Consider the following 16,706-nt stretch of genomic DNA (forward strand, 5'->3'; position numbering starts at 1 on the left):
CCTCTCGGTTCCCGGCGCCCCGCAAGTAGCTGACTAAATCGGCGCATAGGTACGACTTTATGCAAGCGGTTGCGCGCCTGTCAATCGGTGCTCCGCCGCAACGAGGGCGCACCAGCAGCGCGCACCCAGGCCTCGCCATGGTGCGCGCGGCGGCCGCACAGCGCCCTCTCGCGCCCACCGTCACCGGCGTTTTACCGGTCGCAACGGTATTGGCATGACATCTGCAATGTCCAACACCAACGAACATAGCGCCAGCCCTCAACGACGAGCGCCTGGCTTCCCGACTGAGCGGGACACGGACAAAGGCGTCCTTACCGGAGAACCGGTGGGACGCCTTTTTTGTTGTTGAAAAATTCCAGCAGGCCGGGCGGCAGACGTCATCTGGCACGGAGAACGGGCATGAAGAAACTCAAACTGGTGATGATCGGCAACGGCATGGCCGGCGTGCGAACCCTTGAGGAACTGCTCAAGCTCACCAACGAGCTCTACGACATCACGGTGTTCGGCGCCGAGCCGCATCCCAACTACAACCGCATCCTGCTCTCCCCCGTGCTGGCCGGCGAACAGCAGTTCGAAGAAATCGTGCTCAACGACCTGGACTGGTACGCCGAGAACGACATCCGCCTTATGCTCAAGCGCAAGGTGGTGAAGATCGATCGCGTCAAACGCCGGGTCATCGCCGATGACGGCAGTGAGGCCGAATACGACCGCCTGCTCATCGCCACCGGTTCCAATCCGTTCATCCTGCCGATTCCCGGCAAGGATCTGCAGGGTGTGATCGGCTACCGCGACATCGCCGACACCCAGGTGATGATGGAAACCGCCAAGACCCACAAACACGCGGTGGTCATCGGTGGCGGCCTGCTCGGCCTGGAGGCGGCCAATGGCCTCAAGCTGCGTGGGATGGATGTGACCGTGGTGCACATCGGTGATTGGCTGATGGAGCGCCAGCTGGACAAGACCGCTGGCACCCTGCTGCAGAGCGCCCTGGAGAGCCGCGGCTTGAAGTTTCTTTTGCCCAAGCACACCGCCGAACTGCTCGACAACGGCGAAGGCCGGGTCTGCGCGGTCAAGTTCAAGGACGGCGACGTGATCCCCGCCGACCTGGTGGTGATGGCCGCCGGCATCCGACCCAACAGCGAACTGGCCGAACAGGCCGGCATCCCGTGCAACCGCGGCATCCTGGTCAACGACACCCTGCAGACCTATGACCCGCGCATCTACGCCGTCGGCGAATGCGCCAACCATCGCGGCACGGCCTATGGCCTGGTCGCCCCGCTGTTCGAACAGGCCAAGGTCTGCGCCAACCACCTGGCCATGCTCGGCTTCTCCCGCTATCTCGGCTCGGTGACCTCGACCAAGCTCAAGGTTACCGGCATCGACCTGTTCTCGGCCGGCGATTTCATCGGCGGCGAAGGCACAGAGACCATCACCCTCTCCGACCCCATCGGCGGCATCTACAAGAAACTGGTGATCAAGGACGACGTGCTGGTCGGCGCCTGCCTGTATGGCGACACCGCCGATGGCGGCTGGTACTTCCGCCAGGTGCGCGAGGGCCAGAACGTCGCGCAGATCCGCGACCACCTGATGTTCGGTGCGGCCGGCTTAGGCGAGGGCGCCATCGGCGACGCCGGCCACCAGGGCCAGAGCAAGGCCATGTCGATGCCTGACGACATGGAGGTCTGCGGCTGCAACGGGGTGTGCAAGGGCACCATCGTCAAGGCGATCCAGGAGCACGGGCTGTTCTCGGTGGACGAGGTGAAGAAGCACACCAAGGCCGCCAGTTCCTGCGGCTCCTGTGCCGGCCTGGTCGAGCAGATTCTGATCAATACCGTGGGCGGCGCGGCCGACGTCAAGCCGAAGAGCGAGAAGGCCATCTGCGGCTGCAGCGACCTCAACCATGGCCAGGTGCGCAAGGCCATTCGCGAGCACCACCTGATCAGCATCCCGGCGGCCATGGCCTTCATGGAGTGGCGCACGCCGAACGGCTGCGCCACTTGCCGTCCGGCGCTGAACTACTACCTGATCTCCACCTGGCCGGGCGAGGCCAAGGACGACCCGCAGTCACGTTTCATCAACGAGCGCGCCCACGCCAACATCCAGAAGGACGGCACCTACTCCGTGGTGCCGCGGATGTGGGGTGGCGTCACCAATGCCGCCGAGCTGCGACGCATCGCCGATGTGGCGGACAAGTATCAGGTGCCGATGGTCAAGGTCACCGGCGGCCAGCGCATTGACCTGCTGGGCATCCGCAAGGAAGACCTGCCGGGCGTCTGGAAAGACCTGGACATGCCCTCCGGCCACGCCTACGGCAAATCCATCCGCACCGTGAAGACCTGCGTCGGCAGCGAGTTCTGCCGCTTCGGCACGCAGAACTCGACGCAGATGGGCATCGACCTGGAGCACGCGCTGTTCAACATGTGGTCGCCGCACAAGGTCAAGCTGGCCGTCTCCGGCTGCCCGCGCAATTGCGCCGAATCCGGCATCAAGGACGTCGGCATCATCGGTGTGGACTCCGGCTGGGAGCTGTATATCGGCGGCAACGGCGGCATCAAGACCGAGGCCGGCGAGTTCTTCGTCAAGGTGAAGAGCGCCGAGGAGGTCATGGAATACAGCCTGGCGTTCCTCCAGCTCTACCGCGAGGAAGCCTTCTACCTCGAACGCACCGTGCACTACCTGCAGCGCGTCGGCATGGATCACATCAAACAGGCCGTGCTGAACGATGCCGAGCGGCGCAAGGCGCTGCACCAGCGGCTGCTGTTTTCACTTTCCTTCGAGCAGGACCCGTGGCAGGAGCAGCTTTCCAAGCCGCAGCTGAAGAAGGAATTCGACCGCATCGCCGTCAAGCAGCTGGAAAACGCCTGAGCACCGACCTGGAGGGACACCGCATGAACTGGCTCGATATCTGCGCACTGGATGAGATCAACCCGCTCGGCTCGCGCATCGTCGCCGGCCCCAAGGGTGACATTGCGATATTCCGCACCGCGGACGATCAGGTCTTCGCCCTCGACGATCGCTGCCCGCACAAGGGCGGGCCGCTGTCGCAGGGGATCGTCTACGGCAAACAGGTCGCCTGCCCGCTGCACAACTGGCAGATCGATCTGGCCAGCGGCGAGGCCTTGGCCCCGGACGTCGGCTGCGCCCATCGCCACGAAGCGCGCGTCGAGAACGGGCGCGTGCAGCTTTCGCTGAACCCGCGCAAGGAATGCGCGGCCTGAACACACCGCAGTTGACCAGCACCTTTTCCCCAGGAGACGACGCCATGCGTATGACAACCGCCTCGACCTGCTGCTACTGCGGAGTCGGCTGTGGCGTGCTGATCGAGCACGACGGCGAACGCATCCTCGACGTAGCCGGCGACCCCGGCCATCCGGCCAACCTCGGCAAGCTGTGCAGCAAGGGCTCGACCCTGCACCTGACCGGCGACCTGGGCGCCCGCGCGCTCTACCCTGAGCTGCGTCTGGGCAAGGGCCTGGCCCGCGGTCGCACCGACTGGGACAGCGCGCTGGAGCATGCGGCCAGCGTATTCGCCGAGACCATCCGCGAACACGGGCCGGACAGCGTCGCCTTCTATGTCTCCGGCCAGCTGCTGACCGAGGACTACTACGCCTTCAACAAACTGGCCCGCGCCCTGGTCGGTACCAACAACCTGGATTCCAACTCGCGGCTGTGCATGTCCTCGGCGGTGGTCGGCTACAAGCGCAGCCTGGGCGCCGACGCCCCGCCCTGCTCCTACGAGGACATCGAGCAGGCCGACTGCCTGCTGATCGCCGGCAGCAACATGGCCTACGCGCATCCGGTGCTGTTTCGCCGCCTGGAAGAGGCCAAGGCGAAGCGGCCGGAGATGACCATCATCGTCATCGACCCGCGGCGCACCGACACCAGCGAGCTGGCCGATCTGCACCTGCCGATCCTGCCCGGCACCGATGTCGCGCTGTTCCACGGCCTGCTGCATATCCTAATGTGGGAAGGCTGGATCGACCGCCGCTTCATCGATGCGCATACCGAGGGCTTCGATGCGCTGAAAAGCCTGGTGCGCGACTACACCCCGGCGATGGTCGCCGACCTCTGCGGCATCTCGGTAGATGGTCTGCAAACCTGCGCACGGCTGATCGGAAGCGCGCCAGCCTTTCTCTCCCTGTGGTGCATGGGTCTGAATCAGTCTACCGCCGGCAGCGCAAAGAACAGCGCGCTGATCAACCTGCACCTGGCCACCGGACAGATCGGCAAGCCGGGCGCCGGGCCCTTCTCGCTCACCGGCCAACCGAATGCCATGGGCGGACGCGAAACCGGCAGTCTGTCCAACCTGCTGCCCGGTCACCGCGACGCGGCCAACGCCGAACACCGCGCTGAAGTGGCGGGCTACTGGGGTGTCGAGCAGCTGCCCGAACAGCCTGGGTTGCCCGCCATCGAGCTGTTCGAGGCGGTGCGTGCAGGCAAGATCAAGGCGCTGTGGATAGCCTGTACCAACCCGGCGCAGTCGCTGCCGAACCAGCAGAATGTCCATGAGGCGCTGGCCGCCTGCCCCTTCGTCGTGGTGCAGGAAGCCTTCTTCACCACCGAAACCTGCCGCCACGCCGACCTGCTGCTGCCGGCCGCGAGCTGGGGCGAGAAGGAAGGCACGGTGACCAACTCCGAGCGCCGCATCAGCCATGTACGTCGCGCCGTGCCGGCGCCCGGCGAAGCCCGTGCGGACTGGGCGATCACCTGCGATTTCGCCCGACGGCTGGAACGTCGCCTGCGTCCCGGCAAGCCGAGCCTGTTCGCGTTCGAGAATGCCGAAGCGCTGTTCGAGGAGTACAAGCCGCTCACCGCCGCCCGCGATCTGGACTACAGCGGCCTGAGCTACGCACTGATCGACACCCTCGGTCCGCAGCAATGGCCGTTTCCGCCAGGAAGCGAACTGGGCACCGCGCGGCTGTATGGTGACGGTGTGTTTCCCACTGCCAATGGCCGCGCGCGCTTTATCGCCGAGCACTACCAGGCGCCGAAGGAAAAGCGCGAGGCGCGCTATCCGCTGACGCTCAATACCGGCCGGCTGCGTGATCAGTGGCACGGCATGAGCCGCACCGGCACCGCGGCGCGGCTGTTCGGCCATGTCGAGGAAGCACTGCTCTGCATGAATGCCGAGGACATGCGTCGCCGGCGCCTGCTGGACGGCCAGCTGGTACAGGTGAAGAGCCGGCGCGGCAGCCTGATCCTGCCGGTGCAGAAGGACGACAGCCTGCGCGCCGGCCAGGCGTTCCTGCCGATGCACTGGGGCGATCGCTTTCTCAAGGGGCTGGGTAGCAACGTCCTGACCCTGGCCAGCGTCGACCCTTTGTCGAAGCAGCCTGAACTCAAGCACGCCGGCCTCGAAGTCGAACGAGTCGAACTGCCCTGGCAATTCTTCGCGCTGGTTGAAGGCGATGTGCAGCGACGCTTCGAGGCGCTGCGGCCACTGTTCGAAACGTTCGACTACGCCAGCTTCAGCCTCGGTGGTTGCGAGCGTTCGGCATTACTGATCCGCGCCGCCCGGGACGTGGCGCCAACCGCTGCCGAACTGGATGCCATCGACCGCCTGCTCGGCCTCGACGACGGCCCGGTGCTGGCCTATGACGACCCGCGTCGTGCAGTCGGCAAGCGCGTACGCATCGAGGACGGTCGCATCGGCGCCCTGCGTCTGGCCGGCGAGACCGCCGCCCGGCAGTGGCTGCGCGGCCTCTGGGAAAGCGGCAGTGCCGATGCCGAACTGCGCCGCTGGCTACTGGCGCCGCTCAGTGCGCCACCGGGCAATGCCAAGGTCGGAACCGACCGCACGCTGTGCAACTGCCTGAACGTCAGCCAGAGCGCGATCTGCGCTGGCATCGAGCGCGGTCTCGATCTGGCCGGCCTCAAGCAGGAACTCGGCTGTGGCACCAGCTGCGGCTCCTGCGTGCCCGAACTCAAGCGCCTGCTGGCCCATCAGCCGGAACGCGCACTTCCCTGATACCAACCAAGACGAGGATTACCCCATGAGCGCAAAAGTCTGGCTGGTAGGCGCCGGCCCTGGCGACCCGGAGCTGCTGACCCTCAAGGCCGTACGCGCGCTGGGCGAGGCACAGGTGGTGATGATCGATGATCTGGTCAATCCCGCCGTGCTCGAACACTGTCCGAATGCCCGCATCATCCCCGTGGGCAAGCGCGGCGGCTGCCGCTCGACGCCGCAGGCCTTCATCCACCGGCTGATGCTGCGCTACGCCCGTCAGGGCAAGTGTGTGGTGCGCCTCAAGGGTGGCGATCCGTGCATCTTCGGCCGTGGCGGCGAGGAGGCCGAATGGCTGGCGGCGCGCGGCATCGAGGTCGAGCTGGTCAACGGCATCACCGCCGGCCTGGCCGGCGCCACGCAATGCGGCATCTCGCTGACCCAGCGCGGCGTAGCGCGCGGCGTCACCCTGGTCACCGCGCACACCCAGGATGACAGCAGCCTCGAATGGCAGGCGCTGGCCAAAAGCGGCACCACGCTGGTGGTGTACATGGGCGTGAGCAAGCTGGAACAGGTGCAGGCCGGGCTGCTGGAAGGCGGGATGAATGCCAGCACGCCAGTGGCCATGATCGAGAACGCCTCGCTGCCCCAGCAGCGCGAGTGCCGCTCCAATCTCGCCGGCATGTGTCGCGACGCCCACGCCTTCGAGCTGAAGAGCCCGGCGATTCTGGTGATCGGCGAAGTCGCAGCAAGAAGCGTGGACGAAGCTGACACGCGCCCCGGACAGCCCGCCGCGGATGACGCCAAACTGCGCTGCGCAAATTGATGAAATCAATTAAACCCAGAGAAAACTTCAATAAGTTTCATACAGAAACATGTACTTAATTTTAGCGGACGCATAGAATGCCCGGCCATTAGGAGTTGCGACGCATGGTCGCTGTCGCAAGCTGGACTTATTCAAGCCGTTCCGTTAAAGGGGCCCGGCATGCCTGATGTAGCTCTGTCCCACAACTGGGGCTTCGCGGTATTTCTTCTTGGCGTCATAGCGCTTTGCGCCTTCATGCTCGGCGCCTCCAGCCTGCTGGGCAGCAAAGCCTGGGGCCGTGCCAAGAACGAACCCTTCGAATCTGGCATCGTCCCTACTGGCAGCGCCCGTCTGCGACTCTCCGCAAAATTCTATCTGGTCGCGATGCTCTTCGTGATCTTCGACGTTGAAGCCCTCTATCTCTTTGCCTGGGCCGTTTCGGTGCGCGAAAGCGGCTGGGCGGGCCTCATTGAAGCTACCGTATTCATAGCAATTCTGTTGGCAGGTCTTGTCTACCTTTGGCGGGTCGGGGCGCTCGATTGGGCACCCGCGAGCCGTCGCGAGCGACAGGCGAAGCTAAAACAATGAGGCTCTTCACATGCAATACAAACTTACCCGGATCGATCCGGATGCGGTCAATGACCGCTATCCGATCGGTCAGCAGGAGACTGTTGCCGACCCTCTAGAAGGACAAGTCCATCGCAACATCTACATGGGCAAGCTGGAAGACGTACTGAGCAATGCGGTCAACTGGGGACGCAAGAACTCCCTGTGGCCGTACAACTTCGGTCTGTCCTGCTGCTACGTGGAGATGACGACTGCCTTCACCGCTCCACATGACATCGCCCGGTTCGGCGCCGAAGTGATTCGCGCATCACCGCGCCAGGCCGATTTCATGGTCATTGCCGGCACCTGCTTCATCAAGATGGCGCCGATCATCCAGCGTCTCTACGAACAAATGCTCGAGCCCAAGTGGGTCATCTCGATGGGCTCGTGCGCCAATTCCGGTGGTATGTACGACATCTACTCGGTCGTTCAGGGGGTCGACAAGTTCCTCCCCGTGGACGTCTACATACCCGGCTGCCCGCCCCGTCCTGAGGCATTCCTGCAAGGCTTGCAATTGCTGCAGGAATCCATCGGCAAGGAGCGCCGCCCGCTGTCCTGGGTCGTTGGCGACCAAGGCATCTACCGTGCCGAAATGCCTTCGCAGAAGGAACAGCGACGCGAACAGCGTATCCAGGTAACCAACCTGCGCAGCCCCGACGACGTGTGATCCAGCTTCCGCCTTCCCTCGTGGGAAGGTCTGCTCGCACCCCAACGTTGACCGAAAGCGACCGAGATCATGACTGCAGACAGCGCTCTGTACATCCCGCCCTACAAGGCTGACGACCAGGATATCGTCGTCGAACTGAATGCGCGCTTTGGCGCCGACCTCTTTACCGTGCAGCCCACCCGCACCGGCATGCCGGTCCTCTGGGTGCCACGCGAGCGCCTGATCGAGGTGCTGAGCTTCCTGCGCCAGGTGCGCAAACCCTACGTGATGCTCTACGACCTGCATGGTGTCGACGAGCGCCTGCGCACCCAGCGCCAGGGGCTGCCCGCCGCGGATTTCAGCGTCTTCTATCATCTGATGTCGCTGGAGCGTAACAGCGATGTGATGATCAAGGTCGCATTGTCGGAGAAGGACCTCTGCCTGCCGACGGCTACCGGCGTCTGGCCGAATGCCAACTGGTACGAGCGCGAAGTCTGGGACATGTATGGCATCGACTTCACCGGACATCCTCATCTTGCGCGCATGCTCATGCCGCCGACCTGGGAAGGCCATCCGCTGCGCAAGGACTACCCGGCGCGCGCGACCGAGTTCGATCCCTACAGCCTGACCGCAGCCAAGCAGGATCTGGAACAGGAGGCCCTGCGCTTCAAACCCGAAGACTGGGGCATGAAGCGCAGTGGGCCGCACGAGGACTACATGTTCCTCAACCTCGGCCCGAACCACCCCTCGGCGCACGGCGCGTTCCGCATCATCCTGCAACTCGATGGCGAGGAAATCATCGATTGCGTACCGGAGATCGGTTACCACCATCGCGGCGCCGAGAAGATGGCCGAGCGCCAGAGCTGGCACAGCTTCATTCCCTATACGGACCGTATCGACTACCTCGGCGGGGTGATGAACAACCTGCCCTACGTGCTAGCGGTGGAGAAGCTCGCCGGCATCAAGGTGCCGGACCGCGTGGACTTCATCCGCGTGATGATGGCGGAGTTCTTCCGCATCCAGAACCATCTGCTCTACCTGGGCACCTATATTCAGGACGTCGGCGCCATGACGCCGGTGTTCTTCACCTTCACCGATCGTCAGCGCGCCTACCAGGTGATCGAGGCCATCACCGGTTTCCGTATGCACCCGGCCTGGTATCGCATCGGCGGAGTAGCGCACGATCTGCCGCGCGGTTGGGACAAGCTGGTACGCGAGTTCCTCGACTGGATGCCCAAACGGCTGGCGGAGTACGAAAAGGCCGCGCTGAAGAACAGCATTCTGATCGGCCGCACCAAAGGCGTGGCCGCCTACAACACCAAGGAGGCCCTGGAATGGGGCACCACTGGTGCGGGGCTGCGCGCCACCGGCTGCGACTTCGACATCCGCAAGGCGCGCCCCTATTCCGGCTACCAGCACTTCGAGTTCGAGGTGCCGCTGGCGGTTAACGGCGATGCCTACGACCGCTGCCTGGTGAAGATGGGGGAGATGCGCGAAAGCCTGCGCATCATCGAGCAATGCCTGAAACACATGCCCGAAGGTCCGTACAAAGCCGATCACCCGCTGACTACGCCACCGCCGAAGGAACGCACGCTGCAGCACATCGAAACCATGATCACGCACTTCCTGCAGGTATCGTGGGGGCCAGTGATGCCGGCCAACGAGAGCTTCCAGATGATCGAGGCGACCAAGGGCATCAACAGCTACTACTTGACCAGCGACGGCAGCACCATGAGCTATCGCACGCGCATTCGCACGCCGAGCTTCCCGCACCTGCAGCAGATTCCGGCCGTGATCCGCGGCAGCATGGTCGCGGACCTCATCGCCTATCTGGGCAGTATCGATTTCGTCATGGCCGACGTGGACCGCTGATATGAGCACGCTTATCCAGACTGACCGTTTCGCCCTCAGCGCAGCCGAGCGCTCGGCCATCGAGCATGAGATGCACCACTACGAAGACCCGCGCGCGGCGTCCATCGAAGCCCTGAAGATCGTGCAGAAGGCCCGCGGCTGGGTGCCGGACGGGGCTGCCGATGCCATCGGCGAGTTGCTCGGCATTCCCGCCAGCGATGTCGAGGGCGTAGCCACCTTCTACAGCCAGATCTTTCGTCAGCCGGTGGGTCGCCACATCATCCGTGTCTGCGACAGCATGACCTGCTTCATCGGTGGCCACGAATCGATCCTCGAGGCACTGCAGCGTCAGCTAGGCATCGCACCGGGCCAGACCACCGCCGACGGCCGTTTTACCCTTATCCCGGTATGCTGCCTGGGCAATTGCGACAAGGCGCCGGCACTGATGATCGACGATGACACCTTCGGCGATGTGCGCAGCGAAGGCATCGCCGCCCTGCTGGAGGCCTATCCATGACGCGCAGCACGACGAAAACGCTCGCCTCCCTCGGCCCGGCCAACCGCGTGGCGCGCAACGAGGAAACCCACCCGCTGACCTGGCGCCTGCGCGACGACGGTCAGCCGGTCTGGCTCGACGAGTACCAGCAGAAGAACGGCTACGCTGCCGCGCGCAAGGCGCTGGCCGAAATGGCCCAGGCCGACATCGTGCAAACGGTGAAGGACTCCGGACTCAAGGGGCGCGGCGGCGCCGGCTTCCCAACCGGTGTCAAGTGGGGCCTGATGCCGGCAGACGAAGCGCAGAACATCCGCTACCTGCTGTGCAATGCCGACGAGATGGAACCCAACACCTGGAAGGACCGCCTGCTCATGGAGCAGCTGCCGCACCTTCTGGTCGAGGGCATGCTGATCAGTGCCCGGGCGCTCAAGGCCTACCGCGGCTACATCTTCCTGCGCGGCGAGTACGTCGATGCGGCGCACAACCTCAACCGCGCCATCGAGGAAGCCAAGGCCGCCGGCCTGCTCGGCAAGAACATCCTCGGTTCCGGCTTCGATTTCGAGCTGTTCGTACACACCGGTGCCGGACGCTACATCTGCGGTGAAGAAACCGCATTGATCAACTCCCTCGAAGGCCGCCGCGCCAACCCGCGCGCCAAACCGCCCTTCCCTGCCGCCGTCGGCGTCTGGGGCAAGCCGACCTGCGTGAACAACGTCGAAACGCTGTGCAACGTGCCTGCGATCATCGGCAACGGCGTGGACTGGTACAAAGGCCTGGCGCGGCCGGGCAGCGAAGACATGGGCAGCAAGCTCATGGGCTTCTCGGGCAAGGTCAAGCATCCCGGCATCTGGGAACTGCCCTTCGGCGTCAGCGCCCGCGAGTTGTTCGAGGACTACGCCGGCGGCATGCGCGACGGCTACCGTCTCAAGTGCTGGCAGCCCGGCGGCGCCGGCACCGGCTTCCTGCTGCCCGAGCATCTCGAGGCGCAGATGTATGCCGGCGGCATCGCCAAGGTCGGCACGCGGATGGGCACTGGCCTGGCGCTGGCGGTGGACGACACCGTCAACATGGTCTCGCTGCTGCGCAACATGGAAGAGTTCTTCGCCCGCGAATCCTGCGGCTGGTGCACGCCATGCCGCGACGGCCTGCCGTGGAGCGTGAAGATCCTGCGCGCGCTCGAGCGCGGCCAGGGGAGTCGCCAGGACATCGATACGCTGCTGCAACTGGTCGACTTCCTCGGCCCGGGCCGCACCTTCTGCGCCCACGCGCCAGGCGCGGTGGAGCCGTTGGGCAGCGCGGTGAAGTATTTCCGACATGAGTTCGAAGCAGGCGTCGCGCAAGAGGCGAAGGCGCCTACGCAGCCGGCATAGAGAATTGAACGACGCAGGGCGCGAAAGGCTCGACGCGAGGCGCATTCAGCCCGTCAGCCTCAGCGCTCCGCCTCAGAAGCAGATTTCCTATTAGCCTGACCCGCGCAAGCGGATGAGAAGACCTAGAAATGGCCACGATCCACGTAGACGGCAAAGCCTACGAGGTCGACGGTGCGGACAACCTGTTGCAGGCCTGTCTGTCCCTCGGACTCGACATCCCCTACTTCTGCTGGCACCCGGCGCTGGGCAGCGTCGGTGCTTGCCGCCAATGCGCGGTCAAGCAGTACAGCGACGAAAACGATACCCGCGGCCGCCTGGTCATGTCCTGCATGACCCCGGCCACCGACAAGACCTGGATCTCCATCGACGACGAGGAAGCCAAAGCCTTCCGTGCCAGCGTCGTGGAGTGGCTGATGATCAACCACCCGCACGACTGCCCGGTGTGCGAGGAAGGCGGTCACTGTCATCTGCAGGATATGACGGTGATGACCGGCCATAACAAGCGCCGCTACCGTTTCACAAAGCGTACACACCAGAATCAGGAACTCGGTCCGTTCATAGCTCACGAGATGAACCGTTGCATCGCCTGCTATCGCTGCGTGCGCTACTACAAGGACTATGCCGGCGGCGAAGACCTCGGCGTGTTCGGCGCGCATGACAACGTCTATTTCGGTCGCGTCGAGGACGGCGTGCTCGAGAGCGAGTTCTCCGGCAACCTCGTCGAGGTCTGTCCCACCGGCGTGTTCACCGACAAGACCCACTCCGAGCGCTACAACCGCAAGTGGGACATGCAGTTCGCACCGAGCATCTGCCAGCAGTGCTCGGCCGGTTGTAACATCAGCCCCGGTGAGCGCTACGGCGAGATTCGCCGCATCGAAAACCGCTTCAACGGCGCGGTCAACCATTACTTCCTCTGCGATCGCGGCCGCTTCGGTTACGGCTACGTGAACCGCAAGGACCGTCCGCGCCAGCCGCTGTTGCGCGCCGGCCAGGTCCAGCTGGGCGTGGACGCCGCACTGGACAAGGCCGCTGCGCTGCTTGCCGGTCGTCGGCTGATCGGCATCGGTTCGCCGCGCGCCAGCCTGGAAAGCAACCACGCGTTGCGCGAATTGGTCGGCGCGGCCAACTTCTATTCCGGCATCGCCGCCCAGGAGCTGCACAACCTGCAGCTGATCCGGGAACTGCTGCAGAACGGCCCGCTGCCGACGCCGTCGATGCGCGAGATCGAAGAGCACGACACCATCTTCGTCCTCGGCGAGGACCTGACCCAGACGGCTCCGCGTCTGGCGCTGTCACTGCGCCAGGCCGTCAAGGGCAAGGCCACCGAAATTGCCGCCGCGGCGAAGATTCCGGAGTGGCACCAGTCCGCCGTGCAGAATGTCGCCCAACGCGCGCTGAGCCCGCTGTTCATCGCCTGCGTCAGCGAGACTCGCCTGGACGACGTCGCCGCCGAAAGCGTGCAGGCTGCGCCCGACGATTTGGCCCGACTGGGCTTCGCCGTCGCACATGCCATTGACCCCAGCGCACCGGCGGTTACCGGACTGGAAGCCGATGCCGCACAACTGGCACAGCGCATCGCCGACGCCCTGCTCGCTGGCAAGCGCCCGCTGATCATCTCCGGTGCGTCGCTCGGCTCCGAAGCCGTGCTCAAGGCGGCCGCGAACATCGCCCAGGCGCTGAAGAACCGCGAGAAGAACGCCTCGATCAGCTTGGTGGCTGCCGAGGCCAACAGCCTGGGCATGGCGCTGCTGCTGGCCGACGAGCGCGCCGACAAGTCGGTGGACGCCGCGCTGCAGGCACTGCGCAGTGGCCAGGCCGATGCCGTACTGGTGCTGGAAAACGACCTGTACCGCCGCGCCGCACGCGCTGACGTGGACGCTGCGCTGGATGCCGCGCACGTGCTGATCGTCGCCGACCACCAGCACACCGAGACCGCCGCGCGCGCCGATCTGTTGTTACCGGTCGCCAGTTTCGCCGAGGGCGACGGCACCCTGGTCAGCCAGGAAGGCCGCGCCCAGCGCTTCTTCCAGGTATTCGAGCCGAGCTACTACGACAACAGCATCCTGATCCGCGAAGGCTGGCGCTGGCTGCATGCACTGCAGTCGACCCGCGAGCATCGCCCGGTGGACTGGACCCGCCTCGATCAGGCAACCGAAGCCTGTGCCTCCAGCCATCCGCTGCTGGCCGCGATTCGTGACGCGGCCCCGAAAGCCGAGTTCCGCATCAAAGGTCTGAAGATGGCCCGTGAGCCGCTGCGCTACAGCGGTCGCACGGCGATGCGCGCCGATATCAGCGTGCACGAGCCGCGCCAGCCGCAGGACGTCGACTCGCCTTTCGCCTTCTCCATGGAGGGCTATTCCGGTTCTGCCGAGGCACGTCAGCAGATTGCCTTCGCCTGGTCACCGGGCTGGAACTCGCCGCAGGCCTGGAACAAATTCCAGGACGAGGTCGGCGGCCATCTACGCGCCGGCGATCCGGGCGTACGTCTGCTCGAATCGCGCGGTACCACGCTGACCTGGTTCGCGCCGACCGCTGCCTTCGCCCCGCAACCGGGGCATTGGCAGGCCGTGCCGCTGTATCACCTGTTCGGCAGCGACGAAACCTCGTCACTGGCCGCGCCGATCCAGACGCGTATTCCGCAACCGTATGTGGCGTTGAACGAAGCCGAAGCCGCACGTCTGGGCGTCAACGACGGTGTGCGCTTGGCCCTGCTGGTGAACGGACATGAGCTGCACCTGCCGCTGCGTATCGTTGAAGACCTGGCGGTCGGGCTGGTCGGGCTGCCGGTCGGCCTGCCCGGCGTGCCGGCAGCGTTCGCGGGCGCGATCGTCAGCAATCTGCAGGAGGCTGCGCAATGAGCTGGCTGACTCCCGAAATCATCGACGTGATCATCCAGGTGCTCAAGTCCCTCGTCATCATGCTGGTGGTGGTGGTGGCCGGTGCGCTGCTGAGCTTCGTTGAGCGCCGTCTGCTCGGTCTCTGGCAGGATCGCTACGGTCCGAACCGGGTCGGCCCCTACGGCCTGTTCCAGCTCGCCGCCGACATGCTGAAGATGTTCTTCAAGGAGGACTGGACACCGCCCTTCGTCGACAAGCCGATCTTCACCCTGGCGCCAGTGGTGGCGATGGGCTCGCTGCTGATCGCCTTCGCCATCGTGCCAGTGACACCAACCTGGGGCGTGGCCGACCTGAACATCGGCCTGCTGTTCTTCTTCGCGATGGCGGGCCTCACCGTCTATGCGGTGCTGTTCGCCGGCTGGGCCAGCAACAACAAGTTCGCCCTGCTCGGCGCCCTGCGCGCTTCGGCACAGACGGTGTCCTACGAAGTGTTCTTGGGCCTTTCGCTGATGGGCATCGTCGCCCAGGTCGGCTCGTTCAACATGCGCGACATCGTCGAGTACCAGCAGCAGAACCTCTGGTTCGTCATCCCGCAGATTCTCGGCTTCGCGACCTTCTTCATCGCCGGTGTCGCGGTCACCCACCGTCACCCGTTCGACCAGCCAGAAGCCGAGCAGGAATTGGCCGACGGCTATCACGTCGAATATGCCGGCATGAAATGGGGCATGTTCTTCGTCGGTGAGTACATCGGCATCGTGACCATCTCGGCGCTGCTGACCACGCTGTTCTTCGGCGGCTGGCACGGTCCGTTCCTCGATACCCTGCCGTGGCTGTCGTTCTTCTGGTTCGCGCTCAAGACCGGCTTCTTCATCATGCTCTTCATCCTGCTGCGAGCGTCCCTGCCCCGGCCACGCTACGACCAGGTAATGGCTTTCGGCTGGAAGTTTTGCCTGCCGCTGACGCTGCTCAACCTGCTGGTGACCGGCGCGCTCGTGCTGGCCGCGCAGTAAGGAGAAAATTCATGTTCAAGTACATTGGCGAGGTGCTCCACGGCACCTACACCCAGTTGCGCAGCCTGGTGATGGTGTTCAGCCATGCCTTCCGCAAGCGCGACACACTGCAATACCCCGAAGAGCCGGTCTACCTGCCACCGCGCTATCGCGGCCGCATCGTACTTACCCGCGACCCCGACGGCGAAGAGCGCTGCGTGGCCTGCAACCTCTGTGCGGTGGCCTGCCCGGTAGGCTGCATCTCGCTGCAGAAGGCCGAGACCGAAGATGGTCGCTGGTATCCGGAATTCTTCCGCATCAACTTCTCGCGCTGCATTTTCTGCGGCCTGTGCGAGGAGGCCTGCCCGACCACCGCAATCCAGCTCACTCCGGATTTCGAGATGGGCGAGTACAAGCGCCAGGACCTGGTCTACGAGAAGGAAGACCTGTTGATCTCCGGGCCCGGCAAGAACCCGGACTACAACTTCTATCGCGTTTCCGGCCTGGCCATCGCCGGCAAGCCGAAAGGCGCCGCGCAGTGCGAAGCCGAACCGATCAACGTCAAGGGGTTGCTGCCGTGACCGTATCGCCGCGCCCCCGCTCCTTCCGCCCGCTCGCCTCATGGGCGAGCGACGCCACAGTTTCGAGGACCTGACGTCATGGAATTCGCGTTCTACTTCTCCGCCGGTGTCGCGGTGGTGTCCACCCTGCGGGTGGTCACCGGCACGAATCCGGTTCACGCCCTGCTCTACCTGGTCGTCTCGCTGCTGGCGGTCGCCATGTGCTTCTTCAGTCTCGGCGCGCCGTTTGCCGGTGCGCTGGAAATCATCGTCTACGCCGGCGCGATCATGGTGCTGTTCGTCTTCGTGGTGATGATGCTCAACCTCGGCCCGGCCATTGCCCAGCAGGAGCGAGCCTGGCTGACACCACGGATCTGGATCGGCCCGTCGCTGCTGGCCGGTGTGCTGCTGCTGCAACTGCTTTGGGCGCTGTTCGCCGAACCGAGCAATGCACCGCTGGCGCTCACCAGCGTTGGTCCCAAGGAAGTCGGCGTATCGCTGTTCGGGCCCTACCTGCTGGCGGTCGAACTGGCCTCGCTGCTGCTGCTCGCGGCGCTGATCGCGGCCTACCACCTGGGCCGCCATGAGGCGAAGGAGTAATT

At 64.6% G+C, this 16,706-nt stretch carries 13 protein-coding genes; all 13 read left to right on the forward strand.

The features are described 5' to 3' along the window. Positions 1-399: 399 nt before the first annotated feature. The 13 genes from nirB (at position 400) to nuoJ (ending at position 16,704) form a co-directional block, all read left to right on the forward strand. Positions 400-2,865, forward strand: coding sequence for a nitrite reductase large subunit NirB (gene nirB / locus HU825_RS16165; protein ID WP_234302467.1), 2,466 nt, complete (start codon positions 400-402; stop codon positions 2,863-2,865). A gap of 23 nt (positions 2,866-2,888) precedes the next feature. Beyond that, positions 2,889-3,218 carry a nitrite reductase small subunit NirD gene (nirD, locus tag HU825_RS16170; protein ID WP_138300052.1) on the forward strand — a complete coding sequence of 110 codons (330 nt, stop codon included), beginning with the start codon at positions 2,889-2,891 and terminating at the stop codon, positions 3,216-3,218. Between the two features lie 44 nt (positions 3,219-3,262). After that, complete coding sequence (locus HU825_RS16175; RefSeq protein WP_234302468.1) at positions 3,263-5,968, forward strand: nitrate reductase; 2,706 nt, start codon at positions 3,263-3,265, stop codon at positions 5,966-5,968. Positions 5,969-5,993: 25 nt separating this feature from the next. Further along, positions 5,994-6,770 carry a uroporphyrinogen-III C-methyltransferase gene (gene cobA, locus HU825_RS16180; protein WP_234302469.1) on the forward strand — a complete coding sequence of 259 codons (777 nt, stop codon included), beginning with the start codon at positions 5,994-5,996 and terminating at the stop codon, positions 6,768-6,770. Between the two features lie 159 nt (positions 6,771-6,929). Next, on the forward strand, positions 6,930-7,337 hold the full coding sequence (locus HU825_RS16185) for an NADH-quinone oxidoreductase subunit A (RefSeq protein WP_003289584.1): 408 nt from the start codon (positions 6,930-6,932) through the stop codon (positions 7,335-7,337). A 10-nt stretch (positions 7,338-7,347) separates the two neighbouring features. After that, positions 7,348-8,022: a NuoB/complex I 20 kDa subunit family protein gene (locus HU825_RS16190; RefSeq protein WP_043297070.1), complete on the forward strand. Its 675-nt coding sequence runs from the start codon at positions 7,348-7,350 to the stop codon at positions 8,020-8,022. A gap of 69 nt (positions 8,023-8,091) precedes the next feature. Beyond that, a complete protein-coding gene (gene nuoC / locus HU825_RS16195) occupies positions 8,092-9,873 on the forward strand; it encodes an NADH-quinone oxidoreductase subunit C/D (protein WP_054093176.1) in 1,782 nt (593 codons plus the stop codon). A gap of 1 nt (position 9,874) precedes the next feature. After that, on the forward strand, positions 9,875-10,369 hold the full coding sequence (gene nuoE / locus HU825_RS16200; RefSeq protein ID WP_043297073.1) for an NADH-quinone oxidoreductase subunit NuoE: 495 nt from the start codon (positions 9,875-9,877) through the stop codon (positions 10,367-10,369). Beyond that, positions 10,366-11,718 (forward strand): NADH-quinone oxidoreductase subunit NuoF, encoded by a 1,353-nt coding sequence (gene nuoF / locus HU825_RS16205; RefSeq protein ID WP_043297074.1) that lies wholly within the window; start codon positions 10,366-10,368, stop codon positions 11,716-11,718. Before nuoE ends, nuoF begins: the two co-directional genes overlap by 4 nt. Before the next feature lie 128 nt (positions 11,719-11,846). After that, positions 11,847-14,576 carry an NADH-quinone oxidoreductase subunit NuoG gene (nuoG, locus tag HU825_RS16210; protein ID WP_234302470.1) on the forward strand — a complete coding sequence of 910 codons (2,730 nt, stop codon included), beginning with the start codon at positions 11,847-11,849 and terminating at the stop codon, positions 14,574-14,576. Beyond that, positions 14,573-15,565: an NADH-quinone oxidoreductase subunit NuoH gene (nuoH, locus tag HU825_RS16215; protein ID WP_008570156.1), complete on the forward strand. Its 993-nt coding sequence runs from the start codon at positions 14,573-14,575 to the stop codon at positions 15,563-15,565. Before nuoG ends, nuoH begins: the two co-directional genes overlap by 4 nt. Before the next feature lie 11 nt (positions 15,566-15,576). Next, positions 15,577-16,125 carry an NADH-quinone oxidoreductase subunit NuoI gene (gene nuoI / locus HU825_RS16220; RefSeq protein ID WP_003289595.1) on the forward strand — a complete coding sequence of 183 codons (549 nt, stop codon included), beginning with the start codon at positions 15,577-15,579 and terminating at the stop codon, positions 16,123-16,125. Between the two features lie 78 nt (positions 16,126-16,203). Continuing rightward, positions 16,204-16,704: an NADH-quinone oxidoreductase subunit J gene (gene nuoJ / locus HU825_RS16225; RefSeq protein ID WP_043297076.1), complete on the forward strand. Its 501-nt coding sequence runs from the start codon at positions 16,204-16,206 to the stop codon at positions 16,702-16,704. Positions 16,705-16,706 lie beyond the last annotated feature (2 nt).

The organism is Pseudomonas phenolilytica, assembly GCF_021432765.1.
Classification (GTDB): Bacteria; Pseudomonadota; Gammaproteobacteria; order Pseudomonadales; family Pseudomonadaceae; genus Stutzerimonas; species Stutzerimonas phenolilytica.

Excerpts from the sequence above, each read along its gene's own strand:
- nuoC (WP_054093176.1), top strand. The coding sequence starts at position 8,092 with ATGACTGCAGACAGCGCTCTGTACATCCCGCCCTACAAGGCTGACGAC.
- nirB (WP_234302467.1), top strand. The coding sequence starts at position 400 with ATGAAGAAACTCAAACTGGTGATGATCGGCAACGGCATGGCCGGCGTG.
- nuoH (WP_008570156.1), top strand. The coding sequence starts at position 14,573 with ATGAGCTGGCTGACTCCCGAAATCATCGACGTGATCATCCAGGTGCTC.
- nirD (WP_138300052.1), top strand. The coding sequence starts at position 2,889 with ATGAACTGGCTCGATATCTGCGCACTGGATGAGATCAACCCGCTCGGC.
- cobA (WP_234302469.1), top strand. The coding sequence starts at position 5,994 with ATGAGCGCAAAAGTCTGGCTGGTAGGCGCCGGCCCTGGCGACCCGGAG.
- nuoJ (WP_043297076.1), top strand. The coding sequence starts at position 16,204 with ATGGAATTCGCGTTCTACTTCTCCGCCGGTGTCGCGGTGGTGTCCACC.
- nuoG (WP_234302470.1), top strand. The coding sequence starts at position 11,847 with ATGGCCACGATCCACGTAGACGGCAAAGCCTACGAGGTCGACGGTGCG.
- HU825_RS16175 (WP_234302468.1), top strand. The coding sequence starts at position 3,263 with ATGCGTATGACAACCGCCTCGACCTGCTGCTACTGCGGAGTCGGCTGT.
- HU825_RS16190 (WP_043297070.1), top strand. The coding sequence starts at position 7,348 with ATGCAATACAAACTTACCCGGATCGATCCGGATGCGGTCAATGACCGC.
- HU825_RS16185 (WP_003289584.1), top strand. The coding sequence starts at position 6,930 with ATGCCTGATGTAGCTCTGTCCCACAACTGGGGCTTCGCGGTATTTCTT.
- nuoF (WP_043297074.1), top strand. The coding sequence starts at position 10,366 with ATGACGCGCAGCACGACGAAAACGCTCGCCTCCCTCGGCCCGGCCAAC.
- nuoE (WP_043297073.1), top strand. The coding sequence starts at position 9,875 with ATGAGCACGCTTATCCAGACTGACCGTTTCGCCCTCAGCGCAGCCGAG.
- nuoI (WP_003289595.1), top strand. The coding sequence starts at position 15,577 with ATGTTCAAGTACATTGGCGAGGTGCTCCACGGCACCTACACCCAGTTG.